The sequence below is a fragment of the Geitlerinema sp. PCC 9228 genome, from assembly GCF_001870905.1.
Taxonomy (GTDB): domain Bacteria; phylum Cyanobacteriota; class Cyanobacteriia; order Cyanobacteriales; family PCC-9228; genus PCC-9228.
Window position 1 is genome coordinate 64,490 of the sequence record NZ_LNDC01000177.1, and the last position, 17,831, is coordinate 82,320.

Below are 17,831 nucleotides of genomic sequence, written 5' to 3' on the forward strand. Positions count from 1 at the left end.
AATGCGCCTTTTATACATTGCAGTTATACTAAAATTTACCTTTAATTTAATTATTATATAAAATTTTTAAATATCTATTTAGATAAATAATAAAACACAACGCGGCCTTGTACGGAACCTGAATGTTCTTTTCCCTACCTGTTTGGACGAGTGTCTTTCCATACTTTCCAGACAGAATCCCGGTTTTAGAGGACGCGATCGCGCGTGCCAAGTTCCTGGCGTTGGGAAATCTTTCTACCCGCGCAGCTACGGCTTAGTACAGAAACTTCCCGAATTCAGGGGCTATAGTTGGTGAAATTAATGCTTATGCAAGATTTTACCCCCATTTTGGAATGAAAATCCTACAATTTTTACATCTAATAGTTTTTCGCGATCGTCTTTTGTTTGTTTTTTTAGGACATATTCACCAAGATCCATCTCCCATTTCCTATGTATGATGGATCCATCTCCAGCCTTAAGCTTATCCGAAACTCGTAAAAACTGAATTTTGTCGCGGAATAAGCCATTCAGATGTCTGGCAAAAACGCCGCCATGAAAAATCCTGAAGTACGCACAGTAAGCGGATTGAAGGTATTTTGGTTGAGAAAACCTACAGGAAACTTGGATGGTGATTCCCAAAACCCTATTGACACTCCAAAAAAGTACGAGCTATAAAGGCTAGTCGGAGATATTTCTTGGATCAAAAGGAGATAGTTATGGTTCAAGTTGCCTTTCAAGCCACTTTAGTTTCGGAATTGGATAGTGTAGCTAACGCGGTTGAGAGCGCAAAAACACACAATTGTACTAGCCAGCATCTACGGCAGGATGGCAGTTGCACATCTTTGGCATTGATCGATCCGAGTGTAGAGAACTACCAAAGCTTGATAGCAGGGATGGTTCCCGGAACCAAAGCCATTCTGCTCGATCGCGATCGCAACGGCATCCAACAGATTGGGGAAATCCTAGAAAATTACCGCAACCTTGAATCCATTCATATTATTGCTCACGGTTCGCCTGGGTGTCTCTACGTAGGCAACAGCGTTCTCAACCGCCAAACCCTACCCACCTACGAACGCAACTTACAAAGCTGGCGAGATGCCTTGGCAGCAGATGCGGATATTTTCCTGTATGGTTGCCGTATTGCCGATACCGTTCGCAACGAATCTTTCTTGGAACAACTGGCTGTTCTGACAAATGCGAATATCGCCGCCACCAGCAGCATTACCGGCAATGCCAAGCAAGGCGGTAACTGGAACTTCGAGGTACAAATTGGGAACGTTCGTTCTTCGCTAGCCATTTCCGAAACCACCCAGCAAAGCTATCCTGGTATTTTGGATACCATTACCCTCAACGTTAATATCACCACAGACGAAAGCGACGGCGAGGCAAATACCGGCAATGGCTTATCGTTACGCGATGCCATTCTGACTGCCAACAACGATCCGGATAATGACTACATCATCGAACTGCAAGGAGGCGAAACCTACAATCTCAGTCTCAGCGATACCAACGATGCCGAATCTAGTCCGGATGCTACCGTAGCCGACCTCGACATTGCCAACAGTGGTAACGTCACCATTCGTACCAGCAGCGGTCAAGCCACCATTGATGCCAGCAATATTGGTGGTGGTAGCGAACGACGCGATCGCGTTTTTCAAGTATTGGATAATGCCAATCTTACTTTAGAAAATGTAGTAGTCACAGGTGGCGAAGCACCATCCGATGGAAATAGTTCTACCTTACCCAACTCCGAAGAAGGAGGCGGCATTCGGGTTAACTTACAGGGAGAACTAACCCTGAAAAATAGCACTATTTCTGGAAATTCTGCTGTTCGCGGTGCCGGTATTTTCAGCGATTCCAACAGCAACACCACCTTCAATAACAGTGAAGTTTCTGACAACAGATCGGGTCTGGGAGGTGGCCCGGGAGGTGGCATTTTCAACGATATTTATAGTACAGCTACTTTCAACAACAGCACCATCGCCAATAATACTAGCAACGGTAGTGGTGGCGGCATCTTCAACAATGAGAATGCGAGTGCTAGCTTTACTAATAGTACTATAAAAGATAACGCTACATCGTTTGGAGGCGATGGCGCTGGTATTTTCAACGGCCAAAATGCTACTGCTACGGTCAGTAACAGCCAAATTTCTGGAAATTCTGCTACTCGCGATGGTGGCGGCATTTTCAATGATGCCTCCGCCACTCTTTCTGTTAGCGATAGTACTGTTACAGGAAACTCTTCAAGTGACGATGGTGGCGGGATTGCTAACTTCACCTTCAATAGCACAGCTAACATCCAGAACAGTACAATTTCTAATAATTATGCAGATAACGGAGGGGGGGGATTCTTCAACAATGGCTCAGCTCGCATTTATGGTAGTACCATTTCCGGTAATTCTGCAGGTGATAACGGTAACGGTGGCGGTATTGACAACAGCGGTTTAGCTCGTATTTATAACAGTACCATTTTTGGTAATTCTGTAGAGGAGAGAGGTGGCGGCATTCATAATGCTGGCTTCTCCGGCGAAACCATTCTGACTTTGACCAACAGCACTATCTCCGGTAATACCTCATCTTCAGATGGTGGCGGTATTTTTAATCTTAAAACAGCTACGCTAAACAACAGCACGATTTTTGAAAATTCAGCAACTGGCAACGGTGCTGGGATTTTCAACAAAGATACCGTTACCATTAATAATTCCATCATTGCTCAAAATCAAGGATTTCGCGATCTGCAAAACGACGGTGGCAACATTGGTACTGGCGGAAGCAATATTGTCGAAGATACGAACGTCACCGATGCCACCTTTATCAGCGAAAACCCGCAACTTGGTTCTCTCAACGATAACGGCGGTCCTACGCCAACCCACCTTCCCCTTGACGGAAGTCCTGCAATTGATGGTGGTGCGAACAGTGCTGTTCCCGCAGATAGCGAGGATTTAGACGGAGATGGCGATACCAGCGAAAGCATTCCCTACGACCAACGCGGATCTGAGTTCGATCGCATTAGCAACGGTACGGTCGATATTGGTGCTGTGGAAGTTCAACAAGGAGACACCACACCTCCCACCATTAGTGCCGTCACTACTACCAACAGCGGCACTCTGACAACCGACGATACTCTGACGTTGGTGGTCCGATGCCAACGAAGATTTGCTTACCAATGGCAATGCTTCCTTGGAATTGGATATCGGTGGCACCACCCGCACTGCCAATCTCGATACTATTAACAGCGATGGCAACGCCGTCTTTACCTACACCATCCAAAGTGACGACAATAACGATAGTGATGGCATTGATGTTACTGCTATCTCTGTAGAAAACAATGGTCTGGAAGATGCCGCTGGCAACGATTTAGATACCAACAGCTTTTCTGCAGTCAATCTCGATGTCAATGTAGTCAATCTCGATGTCAATGTGGATACATCTCAAGATGATGGCGACGATAGTGACGACGGTGACGACGGTGATGGTGGTGACGATGGTGACTCTGGTGGTGGAAATGGTGGTGGAACCACCAACAATCCTCCCAGCATAGAACACGTCGATATTACCAGAACAGTTGCTGCCAACGGTCAAATCGATCTAAATGGCGATACCTTTGCTGAAGCTTTCTCCGATCCGGAAGGCAGCGAATTGCAAGCCATTTCCATCGAAAGCTTGCCAGAAAACGGTACTTTGTTCCTGGGTCAGACAGAAGTAAATCCAGAACAAATTATTGCTGCTAGCGAGATTGACTCGTTGCTTCTAGAACCTGACGCTGGCTTTGAAGAAACTTTGGAGTTTCGCTGGAATGCTTCTGATGGCGAACGGTTCTCTCTGTTTGATAAGAGTTTCAGTATTGATGTGGAAATCGATGACGGTGATGGCGACAATGGCGACGATGATGACGATGATGATGGTGATGATAGCGACGACGGTGACAACGGTAATGGCGACGACGGTGACGGTGACGACGATGGTCTCTTGAATGTCATTACCGGTTCCGATAGCAACGACACGTTAGAAGGTTCTAACGAAAATGACGATGTTACTGCTGGTGGTGGCAGCGATGGCATTGCTGTCTTTGCTGGAGACGATAACGTTCGCGGTGACGCTGGCAATGACTTCATCTTCGGCGACAGCGGCGATGACAACTTAAGTGGCGGTGACGACAACGATATCCTCTTTGGTGGTTCGGATAACGACAATCTCCAAGGGGATGCTGGCAACGATGTTGCACTTGGCGGTGATGGTAATGAAAATATCAATGGTGGTAGTGACAATGACTTGCTTTTTGGCAATCAGGGAACGGATACCATTGACGGCAACGACGGTAACGATACCCTGTTTGGCGGTCAAGGCAACGACAATCTCCTCGGTGGTACTGGTAGCGATCGCTTGAATGGAGATTTCGGCGACGATATCCTAAATGGTGGCAGCGACGATGATGTCTTGTCTGGCTTGCAAGGAAATGACACCATCTTTGGCGGTCAAGGCAACGACAACTTTCTTGCGAACAACCCAGGAGACGATCTTCTCAGCGGCGATTTCGGAAACGATATCCTCAATGGCGGCGATGGCAACGATATCCTCCTTGGTGGAGAGGGGAACGACACACTTACTGGTAACGCAGGAGAAGACACCATTATTGGTGGTGCTGGCAGCGATGTCTTCTCACTAACTTCCCAAGACGGTGTCAACTTCATTGGCGATTATCAAGATGGCGTGGATACGTTGGAATTGATTAGCAATGACATGCCACCCCAACCGGAAAATATCACTTTTGAAGATGTCAGTATTTTACAAGCTACTGGTGGTACGGTTATCTCTGTCAACGGAGAAGCGATCGCAGGTCTAACAGGTGTAGATGCCAGCAACATCACTGAAGACGATATCCAAATCACTTCTCTGGCATAACCCAACCCATCTTTAGAACCATTTGTCTTGGTAGGGTGTTTTGTTGCACCCTACTTTTTTTATTTTCTTGATAGAGGGAATTTTGTATTTTGCTACCAACAACAAAATTCTAGAAATTGGCTGCGATTTGACTTAGGTCAAGGAAATCTTCCCCGCAGTTCGGATAGAGTAACAATAGACCAGCAGGAAGGAGAGAAACCATATGTTTTGCAGCCAATGCGAACAAACCACCAAAGGCGAAGCTTGCTATAAAATGGGTGCTTGCGGCAAAACCCCGGAAGTCGATGCTTTGCAAGATTTACTCGCTCACTGTTTGCGGGGATTGGGAGAAGTTGCTTTACAAGCCAGAGAAGTAGGTATAACTGACAGAGAGGTTGATGTTTTTACCTGCGAGGCACTGTTTGCTACCCTCACCAACGTTAACTTTGACCCAGAAGACTTTTGTAATTATATCCAAAAAGCGATCGCGTTGCGAGAAGACCTGAAAAATCGCATCGCCGCCACCGGCAGTACGCCACTTTGGTCGGATTTAGCAAATTTCCAACCCGCTAGCGACCAAGCCAACTTGGTACAACAAGGCAAAGATATCGAATACGAATTCATTGGTCAATCCGGCACCAACAAAGATATATTCTCCCTCAAACTGACCGTCTTGTACGGACTAAAAGGCATCGCTGCTTATGCTTTCCATGCTGCCGAACTCGGTCAACACGACGATAGCGTATATGAATTTTGCCATCGTGCCTTAGCTGCTTTAGATAGCCAAGACAAAAGCTTGCAGGATTGGGTAGAAATTGCCCTAGAACTGGGGAAAGTCAACCTGCGGACCATGGAACTGTTGGATGCTGGCAATACGCAAACCTACGGCGACCCCGTACCCACCAGCGTTCCTTTGGGTGCCAAACGCGGCAAAGCCATTTTAATGTCCGGTCACGATTTGCTAGAGTTGGAAAAACTGCTGCAGCAAACTCAAAACACAGGCATCTACGTCTATACCCACGGAGAAATGTTGCCGGCACACGGCTATCCCAAATTAAAACAAAAATATCCTCACTTATACGGTCACTATGGTACCGCTTGGCAAAATCAAACCAAGGAATTTGCCGAGTTTCCCGGTCCCATTGTTCTCAACACCAACTGCCTGATGCCGCCGCGAGATAACTATCGCGATCGCGTTTATACCGCCGGTCCGGTAGGTTTTCCTGGTTTACCCCATATCCAAAACGATGATTTTACCCCCGTCATCGAACAAGCATTAGCCATGTCTGGTTTTACCACCGACGGTGATTCCCGTTGCGTCACCACGGGATTTGCTCGCAATGCCGTTTCGCAAGTAGCGGATAAGGTTATCGAGGCAGTCAAACAAGGAGATATTCGCCACTTCTTCCTGGTTGGCGGTTGCGATGGTGCCAAACCTACCCGCAATTACTATACCGAATTTGTGGAAAAAGTTCCCAACGATTGTGTGGTTCTCACCCTAGCTTGCGGCAAGTTCCGTTTCTTCGATAAAAATCTGGGAGACATCGACGGCATCCCCCGCTTGATGGATGTGGGTCAGTGCAACGATGCCTACTCTGCCATTCAAATTGCTTTGACGCTGGCGAATGCTTTCTCGGTGGATGTGAACGAACTGCCGCTATCGATGGTTCTCTCTTGGTACGAACAAAAAGCGGTGGCAATTTTGCTGACGCTGCTGTACTTAGGCATCAAAGATATTCGCCTCGGTCCCAGCATACCGGCGTTTATTTCTCCCAATGTCTTGCAATTGCTCTCGCAGCAGTACAACCTGAAGCCAATTTCCACCCCCGATGAAGATTTGGCTGCTTGTTTGCAAAGTTAGAAGTGATACCAAATTCGATATGCAAAGACCACGTTTGAGATAGAGGAGGGGGAGGAGTGGGAGGAGGGGGAGGAGTGGGAGGAGGGGGAGGAGAGAAAAAACCACAAGAAGTTTTAGCGTTATACCATTTCCTTAATAATTTGCAAGAGATAATAGAGGCATTTTTGTAGGGGCGCAAGGCGTGAGCGCCCCTACCAGGGCAATTGGCAAATTCCAGACAATCGTTGTTTTTCAGAAATAGTATTACCTACTATTTTAGCCTAGATACGCTCCTACAAAAACCTTTTCTCTTTTCAAGAGGGTATGCTTCCTTCGAGCCAATGAAATTGAATTGGTGTTAAAAACGATACCCTACACCAATACTGAAAATCCAAGGATCGATGCCTACATCCGCATCCACATCAGTTCCTCCAACTGAAACATCTACCTCAGTATCTAAAAATATCTTTTTGACATCAAAATTTAGCGACCAATTACCAACAATAGCGTAGTCAGCTCCTATTTGAAGAGCAAAAGCAAATCTATCGTCGTATTCAATGTTTGTGGCATCGCCGTCTTCTTCATCGAAGAATATCGTGTAATTCACACCGGTTCCCACATAGGGACTAAATCGCTCTTGGGAGAGAAAGTGGTATTGTAATGTGAGCGTTGGCGGTAAAAGTTGCACTTCTCCCAAGTCAGCATCTCCTAAAGGCGTGTCAATAGCTTCTACGTCGTGACGAGTTGTGGCTAGGATAAGTTCAACAGCTAAATTATCTGTGAAAAAATAACTAATATCTAACTCCGGAACGTAATCGTCATCAACCCTGGCTTCCCCAGAAATGTCAATATCGTTTGATGTTAAATCGCTATCCTCATCGGGTATAACACCAATTCCCCGCAATCGAATTAAAATATCTCCAGCTTCTTTCGGTTTGAACTCTTGAGCGACACCTGGGGAAGCTGGAAAAATTCCCAGGAACAACGCCAAAAAAGTCGTGCCGGCGAGGGCAATTTGTTTTTTTTGCATAACTCGAATAACTGGTTTTCTTTATGTTGGGTTCAATTGTAAATATACTTTTTTGTTATAGTCAATCCATTTTTGATTGCTTTTAGTTATTAGATCGATAAAATGAAGGGCTCGATCCTATTTCTGAAAAACAACAATTGTATGGAATTTGCCAATTGCCCTGGTAGGGGCGCTCACGCGTTGCGCCCCTACTCACGCGTTGCGCCCCTACTCACGCGTTGCACCCCTACCAAAATATCCCAATTATTTATTGCATATTTTAAGGAAACGGTATTCACCTGGATGCGCTACTTACTCCTCACTCCTACCCTCTAGAACCATGCTATAGAGATAATGAGAGATCGGTCTTTTCCGAACTTCCACAAGGGATGGCATTATTGATACTTACTTCGACTTAATGTTATCAAAATTTAAAACAGAATAAAGCATATCATAGACCCTAGGGTGGGCATACCCACCCTAATCCTCTAATTACAGGATTTTTTCTAAACCATACACCAAAGTTTTTAGTTCCAAAACTTTACGTACGGCAAGCAAAACCCCAGGCATGAATGAGGCACGATCGATGGTGTCGTGACGCAACGTATACGTTTGTCCGGGACCACCAAAAATAACTTCCTGGTGAGCCAGCAATCCCGGCAGACGAATGCTGTGAATGGGAATATTTTCCGGTGCTTTCGCTCCCCTGGCACCGGCCATGTTCTCACTTTCCTCTACTTGGGGAGGATTGTAAGTTTTGCCCAGCTCTGCCAGCATTTGAGCGGTTTTAATCGCCGTACCGCTGGGGGCATCTGCCTTTTGATTGTGATGGAGTTCGATGATTTCTACGTTCTCGAAATATTGAGATGCGCGAATGGCGGCTTGTTGCAGTAAGACCATGCCAATGGAAAAATTGGGAACAATCAACGCACCCATGCTGGCTTTTTCGGCAAAATCCGCCAGTTCGTCGAGTTGTTTGGCGGTTAAGCCGGTGGTTCCTACTACGGGTCGAATGCCATACGCGATCGCGGTGCGGATGTTATCGTAAATGCTATCGGGATGGGTAAAATCCACCATCACCCCCGGCTGTTTTTCCTGTACAGCCATGACCATGGTTCCCTGCAAATCGTCGAGAATGGGAACCTCCAAAGCACCACAGCTAGCCACTTCGCCGACATCTTGCCCCATGTATTGCGGATTTTTGTCAATAGCACCGAACAGGGTCATGTCTTCGGCTTGGGAAACTGCTTTTACCACTTCGCGACCCATTTTGCCGGCGGCACCGTTTACAATAACGGGAATGGGAGATTGACGCTGCTGCATGTTTTTAACCTATTACATCTATTGCTACGTATGGATATTCTAAGGGATTGGCGTGTCTGGGTCGAAGGAAACCCCCTACCCGCTATGGCTAGTACCAGACGAGTTCATTTCCAAAACATTCTTTGCCGACAATCCCTCCCCTTGAGAACCAAAGTACCACAAAGCAGCGGCTGCCTCGGCGCGGGTCACTGGTTTGCTGGGTTGAAACAGTCGCGTATAGCCAAAGGCACGGCGAACGTTGGACAAATCGCCATTTTTATAATCGGCAAGCAAGGCACGCATGGTTTCGGAGTTAATTTTCTGCGCATCTTGAAATCCCCATTTTTCCTTGACGGCATCCACAGAAGCCGCTGGCAGGGATTTGCGAACATCCAACGGTACTTTCCAACGCAACAACTGGGAACGAGTTAAAGGTTGGTCGGGGTTGAATTGGGTTTGGCTGTCTTCGCCGGTTTGCGGATAGGGAATAATGCCAGCTTCGGCTAAACCTTGAATTGGCGCAAAATCTCGATCGCTGGTGGGTACGTCACCAAAGACGGGTTGTGAGGATTTCACTCCTTGGCGCAAACGCTGACCCGGTTGTTGGGCATAAATTTTATTATGGGCTAAAAACAACCAGCGGGCAAATGTTCGTCGGGTGATAGGTTGGTTGGGTTGAAATTCACCGGTTTCGGTGGCTGGTTCCAAAATGCCTAATTTCGCCAAGTCGCGGATGTAACTGCGAATTTCTTCTGGCGCTGGTTCTAAATCGGAGAAGGTTGGTGAGGAAGTGGGTGATGGCGATGGGGTTGGCGATGGGGTAGATGTGGTTTCGGGAGTAGGCGTGATTTGGCTGGCGGGAGAAGGTGTCGCGGTTGGTGTTTCGGAGATTTCTGATGGTTGGGAGGTTTCCAGGGTGAAGGTGGTGGCGGCTTGGGAAGATAGTCGCTGGTTGCCAGAGAGCGATCGCAACGATACCGTAAGTTGCAGGCTATCCCGTTGTGCGACAATTTGCGATGGTTGGTTGGTGGTTTGTGTTTGCAATTGCCAGCCGCTATCTTGCAGCTGTTGTTGGTAGTATTGCAAAATTTCCTGGCGGGATGTGTTTGCTGCTTTCCATTGGGTCAGCCAACTGGATTCTCCTTGAGATTTGACCTCTTGCAGTTGGCTGTCGGGATAAATGGGAATGGATGGGGGAAACTCTGCCGGCAGGGTTGGCGATGCTGGCGAGGCGTTTTGGGTCTGACCTTGTTGATCTGACAGCAAACGCGGGTCTGGTTGTAACGATTCTTCCACAGAACGTCCTGCTTCGCTATTGGCACAGGAGGTGGCCAGCAGCAGCAAACCGGCCATAGCTATACTTAGAATTCCAGGACGTCGGTACAATAACATTGGCGATCGCAATTGTTGATCGTAATGGTGCTTGAAAATATCCACCCCTACCATACTACGATAGCGAAAACAGCTACTGTTTGTTGGCAACGCGATCGCTACTTAATTTTTTGCTTAAACGAAATCATTATGACTACAAAGTGCAACAAATTGAGATACAATAACCACCGAAGGGGCCACGCCAGCCCCTATACAAATGTTGTTGCAATCGCAAACAATCGGAGAAACTATGGCTGAAGCTACTAGAACTCACGTTCCCAACGTTACCTTTAAAACCCGCGTCAGAGACGAATCCATCGGTGGAGATAATCCCTTCCGCTGGGAAGACAAAACCACCCAAGACATTTTCGGTGGCAAGCGTGTAGTTGTTTTCGCACTACCCGGTGCCTTCACGCCAACCTGTTCTTCCAACCACTTGCCTCGCTTTGAGGAACTGTACGACGAAATTCGCGCGCAAGGCATCGACGAGGTGATTTGCCTGTCTGTAAACGATGCTTTTGTGATGTTCCAATGGGCCAAACAGCAAGGGGTGCAAAAAGTCTTCATGCTTCCCGATGGCAATGCTGACTTTACCCGACAAATGGGTATGTTGGTGGAAAAAGAAAACCTAGGCTTTGGTTTGCGTTCCTGGCGCTATGCCATGGTGGTTAACGACGGGGAAATCGAAAAAATGTTTATCGAACCTGGTTTCTCCGATAACTATCCCCAAGACCCCTATGAAGTTTCTGATGCCGATACCGTTCTCAATTATCTAAAATCGGCTAAGAAATAGAAACTTCTTCTAGCCTCTGGTTACCAGCTGTTGGCCGGTGGGGCTGATGGCTGGTAACCTTCTATAGTACAATCATCTTATGAGTGAACAGCGCGATCGCCAAAACCAACAACAGCCAGATCCAGAACGTACCCAACGGCAAGAATCCCAAACCCACCTGGGTTCTGGTTCCCACGAGCAACATCTCAAGCGCTCCCAACCTTCCGAACAATGGCAGCTCTACCAAGAAGAACGTCGGATAGAACTAGCACAACGGGAAGCTGCCGTTAACAAAGCCGTACAGTTTATATATTATTTAGCCGGTGCGCTGGGCATTTTGCTGTCCTTACGCATCTTTCTGCGTTTGTTTGGTGCCAATCCCCAAAACCAGTTCGCTATATTTATTTACAAACTATCCCAACCATTTGTCGCTCCTTTTAACAATTTATTTCAAAATCCTACTTTTGGGGAAAACAACATATTTGAAATTAACGCTTTGATTGCCATTGGTGCCTACGCATTGGTTACTTGGTTGGTGGTTCGGTTAATTTACGTTATATGGATGCCCCCAGATTGAAACCATGCAGCTACTTGGAAACTTATTGCCTTAGCTGGCCATTGGCAATTTGAGCAAAAGGCACCACACGAGCATCCACACGATTGCGTGTGAGATGTCGCAGCAAGCGTTTGGCTTGGTGAAAATATAGAGGATGGGGAAGATATACAGGTAAGGATACCATAAAATCCCTAGCTTTGCCAATATCGCAACCCACAATCCGCGCGATCGCATTGGCACCTTCAAATACTGCTTCTGCCGTCATTGCCCTATCCACCACCATCCCATAAGTCGGTTGGCCGCGTTCTCCTTTTTCAATCCGGCGCAATCCTTCTGTAGTAGCTAACACCACCAAGCGATCGCCAATAGCCAATTGTAGATCGTCGGAAGGCAAAAATTTCGCCTGACCGCCCGGATTTTGGTGCAAAAGCGGCATCACTTCGTAGCCATACGCCACCTGTGCCAGCATTAACCCATGCAAGGTATCCCCCGACTCAACACAATATTCCGTTACCAAAACCGTTTCCCCGTACAGACGGAACAATCCCGCAATATTTTCCCCAAAAGCTGCCCCAGCAAAAGCTTCCGCTGCCAAAGCATGGGCGCAGAGAACGTGAGCATAGGGTAATAATTGGGCTAAATTATCGCTAAATCGCTGGTTGAACGTACGAATCACCAACCCCGCCTCTACATTCTTTGTATGAGCCAGTAACCCCAACTCCAGATTCTGCATTTCATCATCGGTAGCCAAAATCATGCTGCGTGCGGTGGACCAATTCGCCGCTTCCAAACAAGAAGCCATATCTCCCGTAACTACTGGCAATTCCGGTAAAATTTCCGGTGCCAATCCCGTAGGTGCGATCGCGACCACCGGCTGTCCGAACTTTTGCAACCAAGTTACGATGCTGCGTCCCGTCCTACCCAACCCATACAACACCACGTGGTCTTCCGCAGGAACTGGCGGACGTTTAATGGTAAACTGAAAGCGAGCGCTCAACAGCCGTTCCGTCAGCAACGCATATAAGACACCCACAAATGCCGTGCCTGCCACCGTCAGTCCCAGACTAAAAAGCAACAGCCAACTGGGAATTTGTGGATCGGCTTCCACCCCACCCACCACATCAGGATATCCCCCCAGCAACAAGCCAATGGTGGCATTGACAGCATCCCGCAAGCTGCTATTGGGATAGGTCCATAGGAATAATATGGTTCCCAACAGCAAGAGAGCAGCCACCGCGATCGAAGAAACCATGGCGACTCGCCGCAAACGACGGTGTTCGGCAAACCAAAAATCCTGCACCCCTTGTTTTAGAAAAGACCAATTATATTTAGAAAAAATAGAAAAACCCGATCGCGAACTGGGCATTGTCGGAGAACTTTCCTCATTTGACATCAGAAAAGTTTCTATATAAATCACCTCATCACCAGGCTTTACTGGTTCCTCCGGTTGCCATTGGTGAAACTTTACCAAGCGATCGCTGCGCAAATGAGCAATAACCCGGCGGTAGCGGTTTTTAAAATCCACCAACGTGCGATCGCGCCAGTGGCTATCCCATGAAATCGTTTCCTTCACCACCCGCATAAGTTTGCCATCCAAAGAAAAACATCCCAACGTCGTCTCTCCCAGCGCCGACAAAGCAAACGCATCCGCCGACAAACTCGCCGGGTCAAAAGCCACAAAATTCCCCAAATGAGTCGTCAGCAATTGATTTAAATTCAACTTATTGGAACGAATCACAATCCGAATATCGGGATTGAGCAACCTAGCCGCAAACGCCGCATCCAAATTAATATTTTCATTACTACTCACCAGCAAAACCGCCCGACATTGGCGAATTTTTGCTTTTTCCAGTACCTGCTGGTAGCGAAAATCCCCCTCAACAAACAAATCCGGCAAAACATCGGTTTCCCAATGTTGGGGATAAAAGTCATTGATGGCATGCACCAAAACACCAAATTGCTTTAACGTGGCGATCGAATGTTGTCCCAAACTTCCCAAGCCACATACCAAAAATAAATCCGGTTTGAAAACAAAATTAACACTCATGAGAATCTCTGTTGGTGCACAGAATCAATCGAATGAAACCAGAAAATTTCACCAGAGAGAAAACATGGTTTCGCCTCCTTCTCCTTTTCTGGAGTTATACTATAGAAATCCCTTAATCTACAACTCGTTTGCCTGTGGATATCGCCTTTTCAATCATATCTACTGCACGCTGAACACCACCTGCTCGGCCGAAAAAGCTGGTAAGCAAATCATTAAGGTAAATCCAAAAGGAACCTCTCAGCATCGCTCTAACTGTCTCAACCGAGTTCCGAAAGAGTTATCTGACCGTTGGCACAGTTATCCTCATTGCGGTATGGAATTCCAAAGGGATGTAAACTCAGGAATTTTAATGAAGAAAGTGGGGTGGGACATCGCCTCACTAAAAAACGCGAATCCCTCTAAAGGGAGGAGAAAGCAGCAGCGTACCGCGTAGCGGTCGCTGTCTGGAGTATGTCACTTCGGACAGATAACACCAAAATGAGTCATGAAATTAGCCCTCCATCCTACAATGGATCCTTTGGGATCGGTGTAGCAGAAGATTGTCAGTAGAGAATATTTGTTATAAAAATCATGAAGCGATCGCTCGCAGAACTGAGAAAATAATAGGAGCAGGACAAATTTGGTGATTGACCCATTCCCCTAGTGCCACCCAAAATCAATAACAACCCCCAACCATAAAAATGCAATTTGCTCGGCGATCGAGAAACAGATAGCACGCTCATTCTATCACCAAGATCGTTATAATAGAGCAAAGCGAAGTCGTTATGAGTTGGGAGCGATATGGCAAGTCCCCAAGTAGAAAACCTGGTCATCATCGGTTCCGGTCCAGCCGGATTCACCGCTGCCTTGTACGCAGCGCGCGCCAACCTAAAACCCTTTGTCTTTGAAGGATACCAAACCGGTGGATTGCCAGGGGGTCAGCTAATGACCACCACCGAAGTGGAGAACTATCCCGGCTTTCCCGACGGCATTACCGGTCCGCAACTCATGGAGAGAATGAAAGCACAGGCAGTCCGTTGGGGTGCAGAATTGGTCACCGAAGACGTAACCTACGTGGATTTGCAGCAGCGTCCTTTTACCATACGTTCCCAAGAACGGGAAATCAAAGCACACAGCATCATTATCGCCACCGGTGCCAATGCCAAACGCTTGCACCTTCCCAGCGAAGACAAATTCTGGAACCAAGGCATCTCCGCCTGTGCCATCTGCGACGGTGCCAGTCCTATCTTCAAAAATGCAGAACTCGTGGTGATTGGTGGCGGCGATACGGCAGCAGAGGAATCCGTTTATCTCACCAAATACGGTTCTCACGTTCATTTGCTGGTTCGTCGCGACCAAATGCGTGCCAGCAAAGCTATGCAAGACCGAGTCTTAAATCATCCCAAAATTACCGTCCACTGGAACACCGAAGCTGTGGATGTATTTGGTACGGAAGGCAAACAAATGGAAGGGGTGAAGGTAAAAAATAACCAAACTGGCGAACAAAGGGAAATTGCTGCGCAGGGATTGTTCTACGCCATTGGTCATACGCCCAATACCCAATTGTTCCAAGGACAGATAGAATTGGATGAGAAGGGGTATGTTATTACCCGCAATCATGTGGAAACCAATATTGAAGGCGTTTATGCCGTTGGCGACGTGCAAGACTACGTATTTCGCCAGGCGGTTACCGCTGCCGGGTCTGGTTGTATGGGTGCCATGTTAGCAGAGCGCTGGCTGACGGAAAAAGGCTTGGCGCAGGAGTTCCACCAAAGTAGCGAACAAATGGAAACTCCCAGCTACGAAGAATCAGAAAAATCAGCTGCGGATACCGAAGAAACATTTGACCCCAACGTGACTTTCCACCGGGGAAGCTATGCCATTCGCAAATTGTATCACGATAGCGATCGCTTAATTATGGTCCGCTACGTTGCCCCCACCTGCGGTCCTTGCCACACCCTCAAACCCATCCTCGACAAAGTCATCAAAGAATTCAACGGTCAAATGTACTGCGTAGAAATCGATATCGACGCCGAACCCAATATTGCTGAAGGCGCTGGTGTCACGGGAACACCAACCGTCCAGTTCTTTAAAAACAAAAAGCTACTGGCAGAAATGAAAGGCGTCAAACCCAAAAGCCAGTATCGAGAACTCATCGTTAATAATGTCTAACTCTGCCAAATTGGATGTCAACATACGTTGTTCGTTTTTCCTCCTGGTAGAAGCAAAGAGGGGAAACTTCCCCTCTATCCAAAAACACGGCAGCAGCGTTATTCCCACTCAATCGTAGCCGGTGGTTTGGAAGTCACATCGTACGCCACGCGATTGACCCCACGCACTTCGTTGACAATCCGATTGGAAACTGTCTCTAGAAAATCATAGGGAACCCGCGCCCAATCCGCCGTCATGCCGTCTTCGCTCGTAATAATTCTTAACACAACCGGATAGGCATAGGTGCGTTGGTCTCCCATGACACCGACACTACGAAGCGGTAGCAAAACAGCAAAAGCCTGCCAGAAGTGATGGTACAGTTGCTGGCGATTGATTTCCTGACGTAGGATAAAATCGGCATCTCGCAGGATTTCCAACCGTTCTTCGGTAATTTCCCCAATAATGCGAATCGCCAATCCCGGTCCTGGGAACGGATGGCGGTTGACAATTTCATCGGGTAAACCAACATTGCGCGCCACTTCCCGCACTTCGTCTTTGAACAAACGCCGTAAGGGTTCCACCAGCTTAAACCGCAAATTGCTGGGTAAGCCGCCAACGTTGTGGTGGCTTTTGATTTTGACCGCAACTCGTTCCCCAGTTTGGGGGTCGATGTTGGTATTGGCAGATTCGATCACATCAGGATAGAGGGTTCCTTGGGCCAAATAGTCAAATGGTCCCAAGCGCGTGGACTCTTCCTCAAAGACTTTAATAAACTCGTGACCAATGAGGCGGCGTTTTTCTTCTGGGTCTACCACCCCTTCTACAGCTTGGAGAAAGCGTTCTCTAGCATCTACATAGCTGACCGGAATGTGGAATTGGTCTCGAAATAGCTTCACCAACCGTTCCGGTTCATTTTTGCGCATGAACCCTTGGTCGATGAACATGCACACCAGTTGGTCGCCAATGGCTTTGTGTAGCAGAAAAGCCAAAGTAGATGAGTCTACGCCGCCGGAAAGGGCCAGCAAAACCCGCTTGTCGCCTACCTGACCGCGAATTTCTCGGACTGCCTCTTCCACAAAGGTTTCTGTGGTCCAAGTGGGTTCGCAGTTGCAAATGTGGTAGACGAAATTGCGAATTAGGGCAATGCCGCCTTCCGAATGCACCACCTCTGGGTGAAATTGTACCCCGTAAATTTTACTTTGGTGATCGGCGATCGCGGCACAGGGTGTATTTTGCGTATGGGCCAAAATATCAAACCCTTCCGGCAAACGCACCACCGAATCCCCGTGGCTCATCCACATGATAGACCCATCTTCCACATTGGTGAGCAAATCGGTGGGATCGTCAATGGTTAGCGAAGATTTGCCGTATTCCGCTCTTTCGGCGCGTTTGACTTCTCCCCCCAACTGCTGCACCATCAAATGCATGCCATAGCAAATCCCCAACACTGGCACCCCCAAATGCCAAATTTCTGGGTCGCAGTGGGGAACGCCAGAGTCGTAAACGGAGTTGGGACCGCCAGAGATAATAATCCCCTTGGGTTGGAGTTTCCGCAGCTGTTCGGCACTGGTGCGGTAGGAGAGAATTTCGGAGTAGACCTGAGTTTCGCGGATACGACGGGCAATAAGTTGGGAGTATTGCGAACCGAAGTCTAAAATAACGATGGTTTGCCGGTTAACATCTCCTACTGGTTGGGTACTTTGAGCTGGCGCGGTTTGTGGAGTCACGGCTATTTTCCAAATGCTTGTGATTTCGACGAAATTGGCAAGAAGGAAAGAAAAAATGTAGGAAAAATAATTTCGGCTGCCCTCTGGCAATCGCTACGGGCAAATCTTGCCAACGGAATTTATAGATATATTCTTCCTAAATTAGCATATTTTGGACAATTGACACAGAGGGATTTCCCCTGTTTTTCCCATCTTCTCCAGGGTCGTTTCCTTCTCA

The 17,831-nt window shown here is 47.5% G+C and carries 12 protein-coding genes; 7 read left to right on the top strand and 5 right to left on the bottom strand.

The features are described from left to right. The first annotated feature begins 695 nt into the window (after window positions 1-695). The 3 genes from AS151_RS19085 to hcp all read left to right on the top strand — a co-directional run bounded on the left by AS151_RS19085 (window position 696) and on the right by hcp (window position 6,721). Complete coding sequence (locus AS151_RS19085; protein ID WP_071518663.1) at window positions 696-3,212, top strand: DUF4347 domain-containing protein; 2,517 nt, start codon at window positions 696-698, stop codon at window positions 3,210-3,212. Next, the gene (locus tag AS151_RS19090) at window positions 3,136-4,881 is read left to right on the top strand and encodes a calcium-binding protein (protein ID WP_139240780.1); all 1,746 of its coding nucleotides are present in this window, start codon (window positions 3,136-3,138) and stop codon (window positions 4,879-4,881) included. Before AS151_RS19085 ends, AS151_RS19090 begins: the two co-directional genes overlap by 77 nt. Window positions 4,882-5,083: 202 nt before the next feature. Beyond that, on the top strand, window positions 5,084-6,721 hold the full coding sequence (hcp, locus tag AS151_RS19095) for a hydroxylamine reductase (RefSeq protein ID WP_071518665.1): 1,638 nt from the start codon (window positions 5,084-5,086) through the stop codon (window positions 6,719-6,721). A 337-nt stretch (window positions 6,722-7,058) separates the two neighbouring features. Here hcp and AS151_RS19100 read toward each other — a convergent pair whose 3' ends face one another. From AS151_RS19100 to AS151_RS19110, 3 genes are all read right to left on the bottom strand, one after another. After that, window positions 7,059-7,730: an OmpW family protein gene (locus AS151_RS19100; RefSeq protein ID WP_071518666.1), complete on the bottom strand. Its 672-nt coding sequence runs from the start codon at window positions 7,728-7,730 to the stop codon at window positions 7,059-7,061. A 471-nt stretch (window positions 7,731-8,201) separates the two neighbouring features. Further along, window positions 8,202-9,032, bottom strand: coding sequence for a 4-hydroxy-tetrahydrodipicolinate reductase (gene dapB / locus AS151_RS19105; RefSeq protein WP_071518667.1), 831 nt, complete (start codon window positions 9,030-9,032; stop codon window positions 8,202-8,204). 75 nt (window positions 9,033-9,107) lie between these two features. Continuing rightward, a complete protein-coding gene (locus tag AS151_RS19110) occupies window positions 9,108-10,364 on the bottom strand; it encodes an S-layer homology domain-containing protein (RefSeq protein WP_170861455.1) in 1,257 nt (418 codons plus the stop codon). 268 nt (window positions 10,365-10,632) lie between these two features. Here AS151_RS19110 and AS151_RS19115 point away from each other — a divergent pair, with 268 nt between their 5' ends. Both AS151_RS19115 and AS151_RS19120 read left to right on the top strand, forming a co-directional pair. Continuing rightward, on the top strand, window positions 10,633-11,175 hold the full coding sequence (locus tag AS151_RS19115; protein ID WP_071518687.1) for a peroxiredoxin: 543 nt from the start codon (window positions 10,633-10,635) through the stop codon (window positions 11,173-11,175). Window positions 11,176-11,254: 79 nt separating this feature from the next. After that, window positions 11,255-11,731 carry a YggT family protein gene (locus tag AS151_RS19120; protein WP_084639769.1) on the top strand — a complete coding sequence of 159 codons (477 nt, stop codon included), beginning with the start codon at window positions 11,255-11,257 and terminating at the stop codon, window positions 11,729-11,731. 22 nt (window positions 11,732-11,753) lie between these two features. On the opposite strand, the gene AS151_RS19125 is transcribed toward AS151_RS19120, so the two are convergent. After that, a complete protein-coding gene (locus AS151_RS19125; RefSeq protein ID WP_071518668.1) occupies window positions 11,754-13,757 on the bottom strand; it encodes an NAD-binding protein in 2,004 nt (667 codons plus the stop codon). On the opposite strand from AS151_RS19125, the gene AS151_RS23275 reads away from it, so the two are divergent. Then, the gene (locus AS151_RS23275; RefSeq protein ID WP_071518669.1) at window positions 13,756-14,190 is read left to right on the top strand and encodes a zinc ribbon domain-containing protein; all 435 of its coding nucleotides are present in this window, start codon (window positions 13,756-13,758) and stop codon (window positions 14,188-14,190) included. The genes AS151_RS19125 and AS151_RS23275 overlap by 2 nt on opposite strands. A gap of 347 nt (window positions 14,191-14,537) precedes the next feature. Then, a complete protein-coding gene (gene trxB, locus AS151_RS19135) occupies window positions 14,538-15,908 on the top strand; it encodes a thioredoxin-disulfide reductase (protein ID WP_071518670.1) in 1,371 nt (456 codons plus the stop codon). Between the two features lie 98 nt (window positions 15,909-16,006). On the opposite strand, the gene guaA is transcribed toward trxB, so the two are convergent. Further along, window positions 16,007-17,614, bottom strand: a complete 1,608-nt coding sequence (gene guaA / locus AS151_RS19140; protein WP_071518689.1) for a glutamine-hydrolyzing GMP synthase — start codon at window positions 17,612-17,614, stop codon at window positions 16,007-16,009. Window positions 17,615-17,831: the final 217 nt, after the last annotated feature.

Bases quoted from the DNA above. Each gene is read 5' to 3' on its own strand.
- trxB (WP_071518670.1), top strand. From the start codon at position 14,538: ATGGCAAGTCCCCAAGTAGAAAACCTGGTCATCATCGGTTCCGGTCCA.
- AS151_RS19120 (WP_084639769.1), top strand. From the start codon at position 11,255: ATGAGTGAACAGCGCGATCGCCAAAACCAACAACAGCCAGATCCAGAA.
- AS151_RS23275 (WP_071518669.1), top strand. From the start codon at position 13,756: ATGAGAATCTCTGTTGGTGCACAGAATCAATCGAATGAAACCAGAAAA.
- AS151_RS19100 (WP_071518666.1), bottom strand. From the start codon at position 7,730: ATGCAAAAAAAACAAATTGCCCTCGCCGGCACGACTTTTTTGGCGTTG.
- dapB (WP_071518667.1), bottom strand. From the start codon at position 9,032: ATGCAGCAGCGTCAATCTCCCATTCCCGTTATTGTAAACGGTGCCGCC.
- AS151_RS19085 (WP_071518663.1), top strand. From the start codon at position 696: ATGGTTCAAGTTGCCTTTCAAGCCACTTTAGTTTCGGAATTGGATAGT.
- AS151_RS19125 (WP_071518668.1), bottom strand. From the start codon at position 13,757: ATGAGTGTTAATTTTGTTTTCAAACCGGATTTATTTTTGGTATGTGGC.
- AS151_RS19110 (WP_170861455.1), bottom strand. From the start codon at position 10,364: ATGGCCGGTTTGCTGCTGCTGGCCACCTCCTGTGCCAATAGCGAAGCA.
- hcp (WP_071518665.1), top strand. From the start codon at position 5,084: ATGTTTTGCAGCCAATGCGAACAAACCACCAAAGGCGAAGCTTGCTAT.
- AS151_RS19115 (WP_071518687.1), top strand. From the start codon at position 10,633: ATGGCTGAAGCTACTAGAACTCACGTTCCCAACGTTACCTTTAAAACC.